The 15,431-nt window shown below is 65.5% G+C and carries 12 protein-coding genes; 4 read left to right on the top strand and 8 right to left on the bottom strand.

The window, feature by feature from the left end; translation table 11 throughout:
• Positions 1 to 114: 114 nt before the first annotated feature.
• From VI123_RS03565 to VI123_RS03595, 7 genes are all read right to left on the bottom strand, one after another.
• The gene (locus VI123_RS03565; protein WP_336336682.1) at positions 115 to 936 is read right to left on the bottom strand and encodes an ABC transporter permease; all 822 of its coding nucleotides are present in this window, start codon (positions 934 to 936) and stop codon (positions 115 to 117) included.
• The gene (locus VI123_RS03570) at positions 933 to 1,883 is read right to left on the bottom strand and encodes an ABC transporter permease (RefSeq protein ID WP_336336683.1); all 951 of its coding nucleotides are present in this window, start codon (positions 1,881 to 1,883) and stop codon (positions 933 to 935) included. Before VI123_RS03570 ends, VI123_RS03565 begins: the two co-directional genes overlap by 4 nt.
• 2 nt (positions 1,884 to 1,885) lie before the next feature.
• Complete coding sequence (locus VI123_RS03575) at positions 1,886 to 2,905, bottom strand: ABC transporter ATP-binding protein (protein ID WP_336336684.1); 1,020 nt, start codon at positions 2,903 to 2,905, stop codon at positions 1,886 to 1,888.
• 74 nt (positions 2,906 to 2,979) lie between these two features.
• On the bottom strand, positions 2,980 to 4,239 hold the full coding sequence (locus VI123_RS03580) for a PotD/PotF family extracellular solute-binding protein (protein ID WP_336336685.1): 1,260 nt from the start codon (positions 4,237 to 4,239) through the stop codon (positions 2,980 to 2,982).
• A 234-nt stretch (positions 4,240 to 4,473) separates the two neighbouring features.
• Positions 4,474 to 5,901, bottom strand: a complete 1,428-nt coding sequence (locus VI123_RS03585) for an ethanolamine ammonia-lyase reactivating factor EutA (RefSeq protein WP_336336686.1) — start codon at positions 5,899 to 5,901, stop codon at positions 4,474 to 4,476.
• A gap of 8 nt (positions 5,902 to 5,909) precedes the next feature.
• Complete coding sequence (gene eutC, locus VI123_RS03590) at positions 5,910 to 6,671, bottom strand: ethanolamine ammonia-lyase subunit EutC (RefSeq protein WP_336336687.1); 762 nt, start codon at positions 6,669 to 6,671, stop codon at positions 5,910 to 5,912.
• 6 nt (positions 6,672 to 6,677) lie between these two features.
• Positions 6,678 to 8,039 carry an ethanolamine ammonia-lyase subunit EutB gene (locus tag VI123_RS03595; protein ID WP_336336688.1) on the bottom strand — a complete coding sequence of 454 codons (1,362 nt, stop codon included), beginning with the start codon at positions 8,037 to 8,039 and terminating at the stop codon, positions 6,678 to 6,680.
• A gap of 557 nt (positions 8,040 to 8,596) precedes the next feature.
• On the opposite strand from VI123_RS03595, the gene VI123_RS03600 reads away from it, so the two are divergent.
• From VI123_RS03600 to VI123_RS03610, 3 genes are all read left to right on the top strand, one after another.
• Positions 8,597 to 8,863 (top strand): hypothetical protein, encoded by a 267-nt coding sequence (locus VI123_RS03600; protein ID WP_336336689.1) that lies wholly within the window; start codon positions 8,597 to 8,599, stop codon positions 8,861 to 8,863.
• Complete coding sequence (locus VI123_RS03605; RefSeq protein WP_336336690.1) at positions 8,808 to 11,909, top strand: glycosyltransferase; 3,102 nt, start codon at positions 8,808 to 8,810, stop codon at positions 11,907 to 11,909. Before VI123_RS03600 ends, VI123_RS03605 begins: the two co-directional genes overlap by 56 nt.
• A gap of 197 nt (positions 11,910 to 12,106) precedes the next feature.
• Entirely contained in the window at positions 12,107 to 12,886 is a 780-nt protein-coding gene (locus VI123_RS03610; RefSeq protein ID WP_336336691.1) for a DUF7260 family protein, read from the top strand.
• A gap of 9 nt (positions 12,887 to 12,895) precedes the next feature.
• Here VI123_RS03610 and VI123_RS03615 read toward each other — a convergent pair whose 3' ends face one another.
• Positions 12,896 to 13,900 carry a PhoU domain-containing protein gene (locus VI123_RS03615; protein WP_336336692.1) on the bottom strand — a complete coding sequence of 335 codons (1,005 nt, stop codon included), beginning with the start codon at positions 13,898 to 13,900 and terminating at the stop codon, positions 12,896 to 12,898.
• Positions 13,901 to 14,231: 331 nt separating this feature from the next.
• On the opposite strand from VI123_RS03615, the gene VI123_RS03620 reads away from it, so the two are divergent.
• A complete protein-coding gene (locus VI123_RS03620) occupies positions 14,232 to 15,386 on the top strand; it encodes a substrate-binding domain-containing protein (RefSeq protein ID WP_336336693.1) in 1,155 nt (384 codons plus the stop codon).
• Positions 15,387 to 15,431: the final 45 nt, after the last annotated feature.

A 15,431-nucleotide genomic window follows, 5' to 3' on the forward strand; every position in this document is an offset into this window, starting at 1 on the left:
TTGGAACGCCGCCGCTCTAGTATTTATACACTTCGTCAAAAGAGTGGGGAAAACTTAATGCAATATAAGGACAGCGGCTGAATTTGCGACAGAACGTATAATTCTGCCGACTAATCACTCGTGTTCGCCAGTCCCGCTTTTGTTGTACTCGAAGAGCGCGACGACCACGACGAGCAGGACCGACGAGTAGAAGATCAGCGAGGAGACGGCCGGGACGGTCGGAGTGAACCCCTGGGTCATCTTCGCGTGGATCCACGTCGTGATGGTGCTCTGCGCGCCGGAGAGATACGAGACGATGTAGTAGTTGTTCCAGGCGAGGACGAACGCGAAGATCGCGCCCGAGACGATGCCGTCCGCGATGAGCGGCAGGACGACGTCCTTGTACAGCGTGACGGTGTCGGCCCCGAGGTCGCGCGCGGCCTCCTCGATGTCCGGATCGACGCCGAGCGCGGTGATGGAGACGACGAACATCACGATGGGTGAGATCCACACGAGTTCGCCGATGATCGACGGCACGATGCCGTAGCCGAGATTCGTGACGTTCGCCCACAGGGACATGCCGAGTCCGAGCAAGAGGAGCGGGAAGAAGATGGGCAACAGCGCCAGGAGCTTGAACTGCTCCCGGAACGGGAACTCGTGGCGGGTGTAGGCAACGGCCCCGCCGGTGCCGATGACGGTGCTGAGAATCGTCACCGGGACCGCGATCCGCGCCGTGTTCAGGAACGCAGACTGGATGCTGGTCGAGGCGAACGCGACCTCGTACCAGTGCAGCGTGAACGCGTAGTCCACGATGGAGAGGAACCGCCCGTCGTAAAACGAGGCGATGACCAGCGTGAACAGCGGCGTCATCAGGAACAGCGCGACGAGCAGGACGTAGCCGTACCACGCGCCGGCTCGGAGCCGCGGCGCGGACAGCCGCGGGGTGTTCGCGCTCATCGGCTCTCACCTCGCGAGGCGATCTCCCGGAGGTCGAGCGACCGGAGGATGAGGACCCCCGCGACGATGGTGATGAGCAGCAGGCCGACTGCCTGTGCCGACCCGAGCGGCCAGTTCTGCGAGTAGCCAAAGGAGTAGTTGATGTTGCTCGCCATGGTGAACACGGAGCCGCCGCCGAGAATCTGGGCCTCGACGTCCGCGCCGAGGCTGAGGACGAACACGAACAGCGAGCCGATGACGACGCCCGGCATGCTCAGCGGGAAGACGATCTTCCGGAAGATGGTGAGCGGGCCCGCCCCGAGGTCCTGCGCCGCCTCGAACGTCACGTCGTCGATGGTCAGCAGGGAGAGGTAGATCGGGAATAGCATGAACGGCAGGTAGACGTACGTCGTCCCGAACAGCACCGTGTATCGGTTGTACAGCAGCGACGGGTACTCGCCGACGCCGACCAGATTGAAGAGGCTGTGGAGCACGCCGTTCTCGACGAGGAACAGCGCCCAGCCGAACACGCGGACGTTCACGCTCGTGAACAGCGGGATGATGAGCAAGAGCAGGAACACGACCTTGTACCGCTTGATCTTGCGCGCCAGCGCGTACGCCGCCGGGTACGAGACGACCAGCGTGGCGAGTACGGTCGCGGCGCTGACGAGGGCGGTATTGGCGAGGACCTGCCCGTAGACGCCGGTGCCGCTAATCATGCCGGTGATGATCTCGGCGTAGTGTGCGAGCGTCCAGCCCAGCGGGTTCGGGTCGATCGTGTTGCCGGACTGCAGCGAGAAGACGACGATGGCCAGCATCGGCCCGACGAACATGAACAACAGGAGGGCGACGATGGGTGCCATGAACAGCCACGGCGGTCGCACAAGCGCGAACAGCGGGTTACTGCTGTTGCGGGTGTAGCCGGCCGCGCGGTCGAAGTGGCTCTTGAGGAGGTGTTTCGTGGACATTGTCACTCGGGAACGGGGATGGATTTCTCGGGCTCCCACTGGAAGTAGGCCGTGTCACCGATTTCGATGTCGACGTCCTGGAACCAGTCGAAGGGAACCTCGGCTACGTAGTCTTCCGACGCGTCGGCCGAGCACTCGATGAGAACCGTGTTGCCGCGGACGAGGATATTGTCGACGGTCACCTCGAGGCCGACGGACGTTTCGAGCGCCGGACGGACGACGCAGTCGTCGTAGCGCACGACGAGGTCGGTCGGTTCGCGCCCGTCGTGGCTGTCGTCGACGGTGACTTCGCCCCGGAAATCCTTGCTTGTGACGGCGAACGCGCCGTCGTCGGTGCGCTCGGCGTCGACGGCGAAGACGTTGGCGTCGCCCATGAAGTCCGCGATGAACGTCGACTTCGGCGACTGGTAGATGTCCTCCGGCGCGCCGGTCTGGGCGACCTGGCCCTCGTCGAGGACGAACAGCGTGTCGCTCATGACCAGCGCGGCTTCCAGTGAGTGGGTGACGTAGATGAATGTCATGTCCAGTTCCCGGTTGAGGTCCGCGAGTTCGCGCTGGAGCTGTTTCTGCAGGGCGTAGTCGAGCGACGCCAGCGGCTCGTCGAGCAGGAGGATGTCCGGGTCGTAGGCGAGCGAGCGGGCGAGCGCGACGCGCTGTTTCTGCCCGCCCGAGAGCTCGCTCGCGCTCTTGTCGGCGTGCTCGTCGGGATCCAGACGGACCAGTTCGAGCAGTTCCTCGACCGACCTGTCGAGGTTCCGGCCCGCGGTTTCGATGGGGAACTCGATGTTCTCCCGGACCGTCATGTGCGGGAACAGCGCCCACGTCTGAAAGACCAGGCTCGTCGGTCGGTCCTGCGGTCGCGTCGCCGTGATGTCCTCGCCGTCGAGGACGATACCGCCGGAGGTCGGTTCGAGGTGGCCGGCGAGCATCCGGAGCAGCGTCGTCTTGCCACAGCCGGAGGGGCCCACGATGGACGCGAACTCTCCGGTCTCGATTTCGATGTCGATGTCCTTGACCGCCACTGTGCTTCCGTACTCTCGGCGTAGTGCTGACGTTTGTAGCATTGAGGTGTGTCTCGTCGGTCGAACTCGGTCCGTCAGATCCTGGTCTTGGCCTCGCGCCAGATGGGCTCGAACTTGTCCAGGTCGGGCACGCCCGTGTAGAAGACGCTCCGGTCGAGGATGTCTGGGATGTCGTCGACCCGGAGGACCTCGCGCTGGAAGTCGTCGTACTCGTCCCAGGCCGTCGCGTGCGGGACGACGTTGGTCCCGCCGGAGGTCGGCCACGAGAGGTTCAGCGCGGTCTCGCCGCGCTGCATGTGCGCCAGATAGTTGTCCGAGACGGTCGGCTGCTCGCCCTTGACGAACGTGGTCGTCTCGACCCAGATGACGCCGCCCTCCTCGGGGACGTGAGCCTCGAACTGGAGGTTCTCGCCGCGGCGCAGCGTCCCGTTGATCCAGTTTCCAGAGATGAACCCGATGTCGATCTCGCCCGACTTGAGGGCCTGGTTCATCGACGCGAAGTCCGGCAGCAGCGTCTTGGCGTTGTCGAAGAGGTCGAACGTCGCCTGTCGGACCTGCTCGACTTCCTCTTCGGTGTGTTCTTTGTACGGGTCGATGCCCTCCCGGAGCATGATGATCTGGATGCCCCAGAACATCAGGTCGTAGACGCCCACGTCGTAGTCTTCCGACCAGGCGGCGTCGTAGCTGCTGTAGTCCGAGGAGGAAACGGTGTCGGTGTTGACGACGAACGAGGCCCACCCGAACCGCTGGGGCGCGCCGTACATCGTGCCGTCCACGTCGAAGGAGTAGTCGTCTTCGTTGAGGAAGGCGTACTTGTACCCGTTCTCGGGCTTGAAGATGTCGATGTACTTATCGAACGTGTACTCCTTCCAGTCCTCGTAGTCGATCGGGCGGATCAGTTCCGCCTCGGCCAGGTTCGGGAGCCAGGCCATGTCGAAGGTCGCCTGGTGGAACTGCTGCCACTCCCCAGAGTTGAGGCGGTTGAAGGCCTTCGGATTCGAGGTGAAGAGGTCCAGTTGCGTGTTGGCCTCGAACTGCTCGCGGAACGGGTCCTGGACGTTCGAGGCGTCGTAGCCGGTCCAGGTGAGGTGGTTCACCGTTTCCCCGGACTGCTCGTCGTCCCCGTTCGTATACAGTTCGTCGTAGGACTCAGCCGGAACGGTGGCGAGCTCCTGGGTCCGCCACGAGGCCGTTTCGGTTTCTCCCGACCCGGTGCCGGAGCCGGATTCGGACCCGGAACTGTCTCCGAGACACCCGGCTGACGCGCCGGTTGCAGCGAGGCTGGCCGCACTGACTGCGAGTAACTTTCGACGTGAAATTTCGTGTTGCGTCATGGATGCGTGAAATGATGGCTCGGTCTGATCCGCTCACGACCCGTCGGGGTGCGAGCGTCGTCTGGGCGCATCATATACAGTTACTTTTCCGAATAGGGGCATTACAATTCTGCCAGCTATTTCCGGTCGTTTATAACAACAACTCTCCGCATTGTGGACGAACTAGTAGTCAATGATTGTTCATCCACTGGATTGTAAAACAATTACTGTCGCGGACGGTCTCCGCTCTCGTCGCTACTCGTCGAACACCAGCGTCTTGAGGGTGGCCGGGACCGCGGTCCCGTTCGCGACTGGCGCGCCGAGATCGACGTATCTCGCGTCGTCGAGTTCGAGTTCGTCGACCAGTATCGTCGGCCGCGACCCGACGCTCGCCGCGAGCGTCTGTCCGAGCACCTTCGCGCAGTTCTGCCCGGTCAGCGCGACGAGCGGGGCGTCCGCTTCGACTGCGGCCGCGTACGCCGTCGCGATCCCCTCCGCGACCACGGACACCCTGTCGTAGGTGAGCGGGCCGATCGACGGGAGCCACAGCGCGAACTCGCCGACTGCGTCGCCCTCCCGAGCCGTTTCGATCGCCTGCAGCGTTCGCTGTCGGACGGACGCCGCCGATTCCGCCGCGTCGAGCCCCCCGACCGTGACGACCGGGAGGTCCCTGACCGGGAGGACGCTCGCGTCCACGGCGATCGTCCGGCCCGAGAACGTCGTCGTGTGCGTCCCGACGCCGATGACGGTCGCTCTGATGTCCGTCGCCGACTCCCGGACCGGGAGCGCGTCGAAGCGGTGGTGCTCCCGGAGCGCCGCGGCGAGCCTGACGCCCATGTCGTCGAAGGCGTATGGATCACGTTTCGCGACCTCGCCGTCGGCGACGAGTCTGCCGACCCCGCCCGTGAAAACGACCTCGTCGAGCGGCGGTGCCTTCGAGGGTAGCGAGCCGATGGCGAGCGCCTCGGTCGTCGGGTCGAACGGCGGCCCCTCGACGCAGTCGACGATGCGCTCGGCCTGCCACGCGGCGAGCCGCCGATGTGTCGCCGGTGCGTCAGACAGCGCATCGACCGCGTCGTAGTGATCGCGAACCGAGTCCGCGACGGACGCGACCGTCCCGGTCGGCTCGAACTGCACGTCGCGCCCGCCGACGTCGAGACACCGGGTCTGCCGGGCCGTCCCGTCGACGAAGACCGCGACATTCGTCGTCCCGCCGCCGATGTCCACCGTCGCAACGGTCGTTCCCTCGGTTCGGCTCCGCGTGGCCGCACCCGCGCCGCGGCCCGCGAGCACGGCCTCGAAGGCCGCACCCGCCGTCGCGACGACGAACTCGCCCGAGCGCTCGGCCAGGCGGTCGACCAGCGGCTCGGCGTTGCGCGTCTTCGCCGCTTCGCCGGTGGCGATGACCGCGCCCGTGTCGATGTCGGCCGGCGAGCGCCCCGCACTCCGGAGCTCCCGGTCGACGAACGCGAGGACTGCGTCCGTGTCGATCGTCGATCCGTCGGCGTACGGCGTCTCGCGAATCGGGCTCCGGTAGCGGACAGTTCGGTCCAGAACCTCGACCGACGCGGCCCCGTCGACCGCGGGCGTCTGCAGCGTCAGGTCGCTGACCACGACCTGCGTCGTGGTGGTTCCCACGTCGATGCCGACGCTGCACAGGGTCTCGGCGGCGTCTCGCACCATCGCTTCGCTCACCGCTCACCGCGGTCGATCCCGCTGCGCTCGGCCTCGTGGATCTCGTCGAGCACGGCCGCGACCTCGGCACCGGCCTCGACCGGCGGCAGCCCGTTCCGGTGGATGTTCGAGATGACGGACTTCTTCGCCGTCGACTTCCCCCGTTCGGGACCGTAGACGAAGTAGGCGCTCAGGCTCTCGTTGGTCGCGAGCCCGGGGCGCTCGCCGATGAGATTGACGCAGCACTCGGCGTCGAGCACCTCGCCGACGGCGTCCATCACGTCTACCCGGCCGTACTCGACGAAGACGGGCGTGCCCACGTCGAGCCCGCGCGCGTCCAGCCCGTCGAGGAGCGCGGGCAGCAGCTCCGGAACGTTCGCCTCGACGGCGGTCGAGCTGAGGCCGTCGCTGACGACGATCTGGACGTCGGGGGCCGGCGCACACGCTTCGCGGAGGCGCGAGGCCGCCTCCTCGGGGAGGTCTCGGCCCTTGTCGGGGTCGGCGAGGAACTCCTCCTTACTCGTCGCCCGCGACCGGACGGCGACGAGGTCGAGGCCCGCCAGCACGTCGTCGTCGACGTGCGTCGTGACCGCGTCGCGGGCCTCGCCGTGGTCGGCGCGGAATTCGAGGAGGGTCTGCGTCCGTGGACGCGGTCCCGCGCGGCCGACCCCGACCCGCGACGGGTGTGACTCGGCCAGTCGTTCGAGCTTCGATTCGTTGGTCGGTCGATCGACGCCGCCCGCCGCGTCGTCGCTCGGTGCGTTGTCGTTGGTCGTCATAGCCGGTCAGGTGAATACCGTCGGATCCCCCGCCTTCGCCGTGAGGGCGCTCCCGTCCGCGATTCCACGCGCTTCGAGCCAGGCCTGGAACTCCGGGGCCGCCTCCAGGTCGAACAGTTGCCGGAGCGTCGCGCCGTCGTGGAAGCTGTTCGACTGGTAGTTCAGCATCACGTCGTCGCCCATCGGCACCGTGATGAAGAAGTTCGCGCCGGCGGCGGTCAGCAGGACCGAGAGGTTCTCGATGTCGTTCTGGTCCGCCTTCGTGTGGTTCGTGTAGCACGCGTCGATGCCCATCGGCAGGCCGTGGAGCTTCCCCATGAACACGTCTTCGAGGCCTGCGCGGATCACCTGCTTTCCGTCGTAGAGGTACTCGGGGCCGATGAAGCCCACGACCGTGTTCACGAGGAACGGGTCGTACTGCCTCGCGAGGCCGTAACACCGCGCCTCGAGGGTGAGCTGGTCGACGCCTGCGTGGGCCTCGTTCGACAGCTCCGACCCCTGTCCCGTCTCGAAGTACATGACGTTCGGGCCGTCCGCGGTACACTCGCGCTGGCCCAGTTCGTGGGCGTCCCCGAGCAAGGCGCTGTCGACACCGAACTCGCGGTTGCCAGCTTCGGTGCCGGCGATGCTCTGAAACAGCAGGTCGGCCGGCGCGCCGGCCTCGACGGCCTCCATCTGCGTCGTGAGGTGGGCGAGCACGCAGTTCTGGGTCGGCACGTCCCAGTCACGCATGAACTCCTTCGTCGCCTGGAGGATCTCCGTCGTCCGCGCCACGCTGTCCGTCACCGGATTGATGCCGATGACGGCGTCGCCCATGCCGTAGGCGAGCCCCTCGCGCACGCCGTCGACGATGTTCTCGACGTCGTCGGTCGGATCGTTGGGCTGGAGGCGAAACGACACCGTCCCGTCGGTCCCGATCGTGTTGTTACACCGGGCCGTCGTCGTCATCTTCGACGCGGCCAAGACGAGGTCCATGTTGGACATCGTCTTGGTGACCGCCGCGATCATTTCGCTCGTCAGCCCGTCCCGTATCGCCCGGATGTCTTCGTCGGTCGTCCCCACGTCGAGCAGGAACTCCCGGAGGTCGCTGACCGTCCACGTCCGGACCTGGTCGTACGCCCGCTCGCTCAGCCCCTCGCGGATCGTCCGCGTGACCTCGTCCTCCGCCGGCGGAACCGCCGGATTCTCGTACAACGTCTCCAGCGTCAGTTCGCTCACCGCCGTCTTCGCCGCGACGCGCTCCGCGTCCGAGTCGGCCGCGATGCCCGCCAGTTCGTCGCCCGTCTTCTGTTCGTTCGCCGTCGCTAGCAGGTCGCGTATCGAGTCGAACTCGTAGTCCGTTCGACCGAGCGTGGCTGAGTACGACATGGTCACGAGCGCTCGGCAGACGCCGTCTCGGAGGGCCTGTCGGCTCCCGTCCGGTGTGTCCGGGGCGGCCCGCCGGGACACTGCTGTCTAGTCACTCTCATCTACCGTACAGTGTTCCACGCCGACACTGTGGATTCTGGCGCTCATTTGCGGTCGTTTAAATGAAACGAGGTGGTGAACCCGAACTTTCCGGCCGGACGTTCATTTCTGTGGCGTGCAGCGACTCCTGGCAGCGGCGCTGCTATCCTGGCGTGAACGGTGGCTCGGGAAAGGTCGTCGTCACAAGGGGCTCAGCGGGGGTAACAGTTCGTCATCGCCACCAGGCTACGGTACTCCGTCGCCAGTGAAAAGTTCGTCCTTTGTCGGGCCCGTCTGAAACCGGCGCGATACCCCGTCCCGTCGAACGGAGCGGTTCATCAGCCCTTCAGACTTCCAGGTCTGGCGGCTGTCCCACAGTGTCTCACGCCGTCCTCTCCGTCGTGAATATGTCAAAATATTGTGTAAGTTGACATTTCAATACTGATACGCTTATGTACCACTAACAGTAGATTGTTCACATGGCGTGGGAGAGAAACTGCCAGATAGTACCCAGTATTCAGCCGTCCCACGACGTGAGCGCCTGGTTCGACTGGTACCGACTGGCACTAGCGACGGTGCCTGCGCTCCTTTTGCTCCCCGTAGCGGTGGCTGAGCCGGTCGGCCGCACGGGCTGGGACAACAGGTCCAGCCCAGGATTCGTTCGGACGCTCGCGTATCTCGAAGAGTGGTGTGTCGTCCGCACCGGGCAAGAACTGGCGCTCGACCGAGGAGAGGGACGACGATGAGTCGGCACTCGCCACCGCTGCGACACTGTTCCGGGTGGCGCTGGTCCCGATGACGGTGCCGCTACAGGTCGCGCTGGCGATACGGGACCTCGTCTTCGCGCTCACAATCCTCCCGATACTGACTGTTTGGCTGGTGGTGAACGCGTATCTCTACTACCCGGTCTGTCTGGCGCTTCTCAAACGGCACTGGCGGACTGTACGGCGGGGCTGGCAGCGGCGGGTGCGGCGAACTGACAGTACGGTGGCGAGCGAATCCGCGTACAGCGTCAGTGTTGGGGCGGGGGCACACGAATCGCTCGCCGACGAATCGCTACCGACGATGGCCGTGTTGCTCCCCGCGTACGAGGAGTCGGCCGTTATCGAGCAGTCTATCAGGTCCGTTCAGGCATCGAACTACCCGCCGTCGAAGCTCCAACTGTACGTCCTCACCGAACCCGGCGACGACGAAACGAGCGAAGTGCTGGCGCCGCTGTCGGAGCGGTACGACTTCGTCAATCTCGTCGTCCCGGCCGGGTACCCGAACGAACCCACCAAGCCACGGGCGCTGAACTACGGGTTCGAGCATTCGGACGAGGAGCTCGTCTGTGTCATCGACGCCGAAGACATCGTCGACCCGGAGCTGTTCAGAACCGCCGCGGCCGAGATACTGGTGGGAGACGTCGACTACGCGCAGGCGAAACTGGACATGATAAACGAGGACGACGGCTGGCTGAACACCATGTTCCGGGCCGACTACGCCTACTGGTTTCGCTCGGTACTACCCGCTTTCGCGGACGCCGGCTACCCGATGCCGCTGGGCGGGACGAGCAACTTCTTCCGACGGTCGACGCTGACCGAGATGCACGACCGCCGGCTGGCCGAGTACGGCGACCGCTGGACCGAACCCGACTGGGAGTGGGTCCGCACGCACGGGCTGGCGGGGCTCCGTCCGTGGGACCCACAGAACGTCACCGAGGATTTCGAACTCGGGCTGTTCCTGTGGAAGGAGGGCAAGACGTTCAGTTACATCGACCTCGTGACCCGAGAGGAGTCGCCGCTCACGCTCGACGGGTGGATAAAACAGCGGACGCGCTGGAAGAAGGGAAAGCTCTACACGTACCTGCAGTACCGAGCGACGCCGCCCGAACAGCCGCGGGCCAGATTCCACCTGTTCCTCCAGTCGATGCTGCCCCACACTGGCCCCATCAACATCGCCGGAATCGTCATCACGCTGATGTTAGCGAACTTCGCCGGCTACGGGCCCGGGAGCCTGCTGACCGCGGGGACGTTCGTTGGCCTCGGGTTCGTTCTCTTTGCGATGTGGCTCCACGCCCGGGGCTACTGGAGCGTTTCCGAGAAGCCGCCGCGCGTCCGTCTCCAGCGCGCCATCAAAACGGCGCTCACGCTGCCGTTCTACTGGCTGCTCCAGTGGGGCGCAGACATCCGGGCGATTTACCAGACCTACTACGGGGACTTCGACGGCTGGGAACGGACAGAACACTTCGGGCGGAACAACCAATCCGAGCCCGACGGCGGGATACCTCGCGGGCGGCGGTTGATGCCCGACGAATCGGCGACCCGTTCGACGACACTGGTGAACGAGATATGGGTCGTGCCCGTGCTCTCGACGATTGTCCTGGTCGCCATGGCGACCCGGCTGTTCGACATCACCGCGTGGAGCCTCTCCGGGAGCGAAATCCACTGGCTCAATCGGGCGAGCGGGCCGCTGTGGGGCGCTCTGATTTCGCCGGCGGACCCACACCCGCCGCTGTACGCGCTGACACTCCGCGGGTGGGTGACGGCGTTTGGCACCGGCGACGTAGCGGTTCGAGGGCTCTCGGTGCTGTTCGCTCTCGTCACGATACTGGCGCTGTTCGTACTCACCCGAAAGCTGTACGACAACGCTACTGCCCTCGTTGCGGCCGGCCTGTTCTCCGTCGGTATCACGCAAATCCACCTCGCTCGCACGGTCGGCCCCGCTACGATGGCGGCTTGCCTGACGGCTCTCTCGTGGCTTTACTTCTACCGCCTCGGCACGCGACGGCGTGTCGGAATCGTCTACGTGCTGGCCACCGTCGCACTCGTCTACACGCATTTCGCCGGCATCGCTGTCGTGCTCGCACAGTGGCTGTACACCGGGCTATCCGAGAGCCCGCTAAACGCCGGGTCGCGTCGGATACGACGGCCGCTGATGGCCAGTACGGCCATGGCACTCCCCTGGTGTGTCGTCGCACTCCGACCGTGGTACGGTGAGGCCACGCTCACGGGCTCGCTCGCGTACGGCTGGCTCACGACCCTCTCGCTCACGCAGATTCGAACCACGCTACTGACCCTCGTCGGGCATCCAGACGTCTATCCGCTACTGGCCGGGAACATCATCACTTGGGTCGTCGCGAGCGCCGTGGCCACGATATTCGCAATCACCAGCGTCTTCGCCGTCTTCACCTTCCGAGACGACGGTGGGTTCCAGTTCGTCCTCGTCGACGAGACACAGGCCGCAACACTGTCGTCCCTGCTGTTTATGTCACTGGCCGTTCCGTTCGGCGTCTCGATTCTCGACCCGTCCGTGTTCGTCGCGCAGTTCACCGCTCTCGCGGCGATTCCGCTGTACATCCTCGTCGCACGGGGACTGACGAACCTGGACCAGCGACACGTCCAGACCGGACTCGTCGTGTCACTACTGCTCGCCTCGGCAGTCTTCGGCGCGTTCTACGCCGACAGCAGCTCACAGGAGAACTGGCGCAGTCCGGCACAACAGGTGGCGCTGTCGGCCGACGGCGGCGATATACTCGTCTTCCAGCCGGGGGCGGCCGAGGCCGGCTTCCGGCACTACTACGACGGCCCCGACATCGAAACCGTCTCCGTGGCACGGGGGAGCGCCCTCAACGAGAGCCAGGTGCGGTACGTGCGTGCCCGGATACGCGGACACGACCGCGTTTGGTTGCTCCGCTACCGCGCTGCCGAGTCGGGTCCGCTCCTCCGCGTACTGCAGGACGCGCGCGGCGACACCAGTGTCTCCAGATACGGCGTCGTCGAACTGTACGAGTTCCGGGCCTCGTCTAGCTAAGGCCACAGAGCGGCGCGACGCCGAGAACGGGTCCTCCCGGGACGGGTTCCTGGCAGGTCCGTACCGCCGGTTCTGGCCCTCCCGTCGCTGCCGTTGTCCTGTCCGGAATGCCCGCGGCCGGTCGCGGTACAGCCGCCTATATAGAGAACATATAAAATACCTATATGACGACAGTCGACGGTTCGGCCGAGTGTTCCGTGACTGAGACGAGCCAGCCGCGAATCGAGCAGGCGCTCGCTACCGTTCGGCGAGAGATAGACTGCGTCGAGGCCGAACTGACGGCTTTCAGGCGCTTCCGGACCACCCTCGTGTCCATCGAGCCGACGGTCGGGGCCGCGGGCACCGTCGACGCGTCGGCGGGCGGGCTGTCGGCGCTCGGGGCCCGGCAGGCGAAACCCGACGCCGGCCTCCGCGCCGTCCGGGAGGCCTACCGCGAGACGGTCATGGCCGTGCCACACTTCGAGGCCGAGTACGACGACTCGCTGGAAGCGAACCTGTCGACGGAGTTCGGACCGGAGCTGGGCACGCAAATCGCGACGGCCACGCGCCTGACGCCGCAGTTGTACGAGGCGCTGTTGACTGCGAGCGCGGGGGCCCGCGACGAGCGCGAGACGCTGCTTCCGGCGCTCGAACGCGAGCGCGAGTCGCTGGAGTCGGTCCGGGAGACGCTCGACGACTGCGAGCGCCGCGGGGCCGCCCTCGGAGCGAACGCGCGCCGGACGACCGACCCGGCCCGCCTCGACGACATCGACGACGAACTGGCCGACATCGAAGCGGACTGCGAGGCGGCTGCGACGGCCCGCCAACAGCGACTCCACGGCCGGTCAGCCGCAGCCCTCTCCGGTATCGACGGGACCAGCCTCGTCCGGTACCTGTACGGCGACCGTTCGGTGACGTGCCCGGCGCTCGCCGACATCGTCGCCTGTCTCGACACCATCAGACGCCACCGTCGCCACTGCCTGGTCTCGACGGCCTGAGTGGTGGGGTTAGGACTGGGGTCGCGGTGCGGCTTTCTGGAGCGCGCTCTCGGCGATGTTGCCGCCGTAGTCGGCGGTCCGGGACAGGGAGTCGACGACGAGCCCGAGCACCTGCGCGCTCTGTGGGTCGAACTCGCGTATCTCGCTGTCGACTTCGCGGGCGGTCTCGTCGACGTCGGGCATGCGGCTCCGGGCCGCGTTCGCAAGCTCGACGGCCTCGTCGGCGTCTTCGGTCAGCAGGGCGTCCATGGCGGTCTCGGGGACGGCGGTGGCTTCGGCTTCCAGCTGGTCGAGGAGGTCGGCGGTCTCGCCGGTTATCTCGCCGATTTCCTGCGAGAGACCGGCGATTTTGGTCGCGTGGTCGGCGATGCGCTCCAGTTGCCGGGCGCTGGACTGGAAATCGAAGACGGTCTCGCGGGGGAAGCCGATTTCGTCGGCCGCCGTCGGGTTCCGGAGGACGGTCCGGAACACGCGCGAAATCATGTACCAGAGGCGGTCCACGTCGTCGTCGCGCTGCATCACGTCGGCCGCGAGGTCGTCGTCGTCCTGGATGAGCGCCTCGACGGCGTCGGAGAGCATCGTCAGGGAGACCAGCCGCATGCGCGTAATCGCGTTGTGGACCGACAGCTCCGAGGAGTCGAGCAGGTCCTGCAGGACGACCCGGTCGGTCGTCTCCTCTATCATCTCCAGGCCGACCAGCCCCTGCGTCGCGTCGCGGATGATGCGCCGCTGCTCGGCCGTGATGCGCGAGGCCTCCAGCCGGATGATGTCGAAGCCGCTGACGTACATCGTCATCACCGCCCGCGTGAGTTCGTGCCTGTTTTCGAGCCCGGTCACGTCCAGCGTCCCCTCCACGCGGCCGTCGTCCCGTTGCGGAGCGAGCAACAGCAGGTCCCGTTCGGCGTGGAACTCGACGACGCTGCCCGCGCTCACGTCGTTCTCTGTCGCCCACTCTTTGGGTAATGAGACGGTGTATGTCGACCCGCCCGTCACCTGGACCTTGCGTGTCTCCATGTGACTGGCACTCGTTCACGGGATGATATAAATCCATTCATATCTATATACTATATCGGAGTTCTAATATTTGGGGACGTATCCGCCGTTTCGGCGGCGGTTCTACGACGATATCCGACCGAACTGGCGGGGTAAACGGCAGAATAGTCCGGTTCGACGCGTGCGCCGGAAAAGAGACAATTCGGGCCACTCAGGCGCTGATGGCCGAGAATATATCGATATATGTCCGATTGTTTGCGGGTGTTTAGCACACCAGTTCTATATAGTAATATTACAAACGATATAGTTCTCTTAGCAGATTACTTATTAGCTGTCCCGCTGGGTTCTGGTGATGGCGCACGACCCAGACGGGCTGTCAGAGTACGTATCGCGGCGGAAATTCATCGCAACGACAGGTGCGACCGGCATCGCTGCAATCGCTGGCTGTTCCAGCGGCAGCGACGGGTCCGATTCTGACGGAAGCTCCGGCGGGAGCGCGGACACCGAGGCGGCGTCGACGGAGATGGACTCGGCGGAGACGGAAGCGACCGAAGGCTCCAGCCAGGAGAGCATCGGCCCGCTCGAGTCGGGCGGCTCCTCGACGGTGTACCCCATCGCCAACACGGCAGCGTCCTACTGGAACGCCAACCGCCCGGCCAGCGACACCGAGTACTGGCCTCACGGCGAGTACGACATCGACACGGACCAGAACCTCGCCGATTACTGGGCCGGGCTCTACGGCTTCGAGGCCGGCGGCGAGGACGGACCGCCGTTCCAGTTCACCGTCGGCCTCTCCCACTCCGGGACCGGCGTCGAGAAGGTCATGAACGGTCAGAACGACATCGGCAACTCCTCCGGGAACGTCGAGGACGAGCTCCCGGACCGCGACTCCTACGAGCAGTTCGTCGACCACGTCGTTGGCGTCGACGGCCAGCCGCTCGTCGTCTCCCAGGAAATCGCCGACGCCGGCGTCGAGCAGATAACCGGCGACCAGCTCAAGGACCTCTACAAGGGTCGGCTCACCAACTGGAGCGAACTCGGCGGTCCGGACCGCGAGATTCAGGTGCTGGGTCGCGTCAAGGGGTCGGGAACGCGGACCTCCTTCGTCTCCAACGTCTTCGGCAACCCCGAGGAGGACACCACCGTCGCCAACCGCTACGGCCAGAACCAGCGCCTCGCGCAGGCCATCGCACAGGCCGACAACGCCATCAGCTACCTCGCGCTGGCGTTTATCGACACCGACGGGCTGGCCCCCATCGCCCTGGAGTGGGAAGGGACGACCTACAGCTACCAGGACGACCAGAACGGCCTGGACTCGAAGGCCTACCCCCTCTCGCGTGACCTCCACATGTACACGTGGGAAGGCACCTCGATGAAGGAAGCCGCGGTCATCAACATGATTCTGTCCGACTTTGGCCAGGACACGTTCGTCGCGCCGAACAACTACTTCAAGCTCGGCGCTCGCCGCCAGGAAGAACAGCGCGCGAAGCTCCCCGACCAGGTGTAACCGGTCCCGGTTCGGGTAGCCCGACGACTGTCGACCGTGTCGGTC

The organism is Haloarcula sp. DT43, from assembly GCF_037078405.1.
In the GTDB taxonomy this organism is placed as follows: Archaea; Halobacteriota; Halobacteria; order Halobacteriales; family Haloarculaceae; genus Haloarcula; species Haloarcula brevis.

Coding starts and splice junctions, on each gene's coding strand:
- VI123_RS03565 (WP_336336682.1), bottom strand. CDS start 936: ATGAGCGCGAACACCCCGCGGCTGTCCGCGCCGCGGCTCCGAGCCGGC.
- VI123_RS03570 (WP_336336683.1), bottom strand. CDS start 1,883: ATGTCCACGAAACACCTCCTCAAGAGCCACTTCGACCGCGCGGCCGGC.
- VI123_RS03580 (WP_336336685.1), bottom strand. CDS start 4,239: ATGACGCAACACGAAATTTCACGTCGAAAGTTACTCGCAGTCAGTGCG.
- VI123_RS03585 (WP_336336686.1), bottom strand. CDS start 5,901: ATGGTGCGAGACGCCGCCGAGACCCTGTGCAGCGTCGGCATCGACGTG.
- eutC (WP_336336687.1), bottom strand. CDS start 6,671: ATGACGACCAACGACAACGCACCGAGCGACGACGCGGCGGGCGGCGTC.
- VI123_RS03595 (WP_336336688.1), bottom strand. CDS start 8,039: ATGTCGTACTCAGCCACGCTCGGTCGAACGGACTACGAGTTCGACTCG.
- VI123_RS03600 (WP_336336689.1), top strand. CDS start 8,597: ATGGCGTGGGAGAGAAACTGCCAGATAGTACCCAGTATTCAGCCGTCC.
- VI123_RS03615 (WP_336336692.1), bottom strand. CDS start 13,900: ATGGAGACACGCAAGGTCCAGGTGACGGGCGGGTCGACATACACCGTC.
- VI123_RS03620 (WP_336336693.1), top strand. CDS start 14,232: ATGGCGCACGACCCAGACGGGCTGTCAGAGTACGTATCGCGGCGGAAA.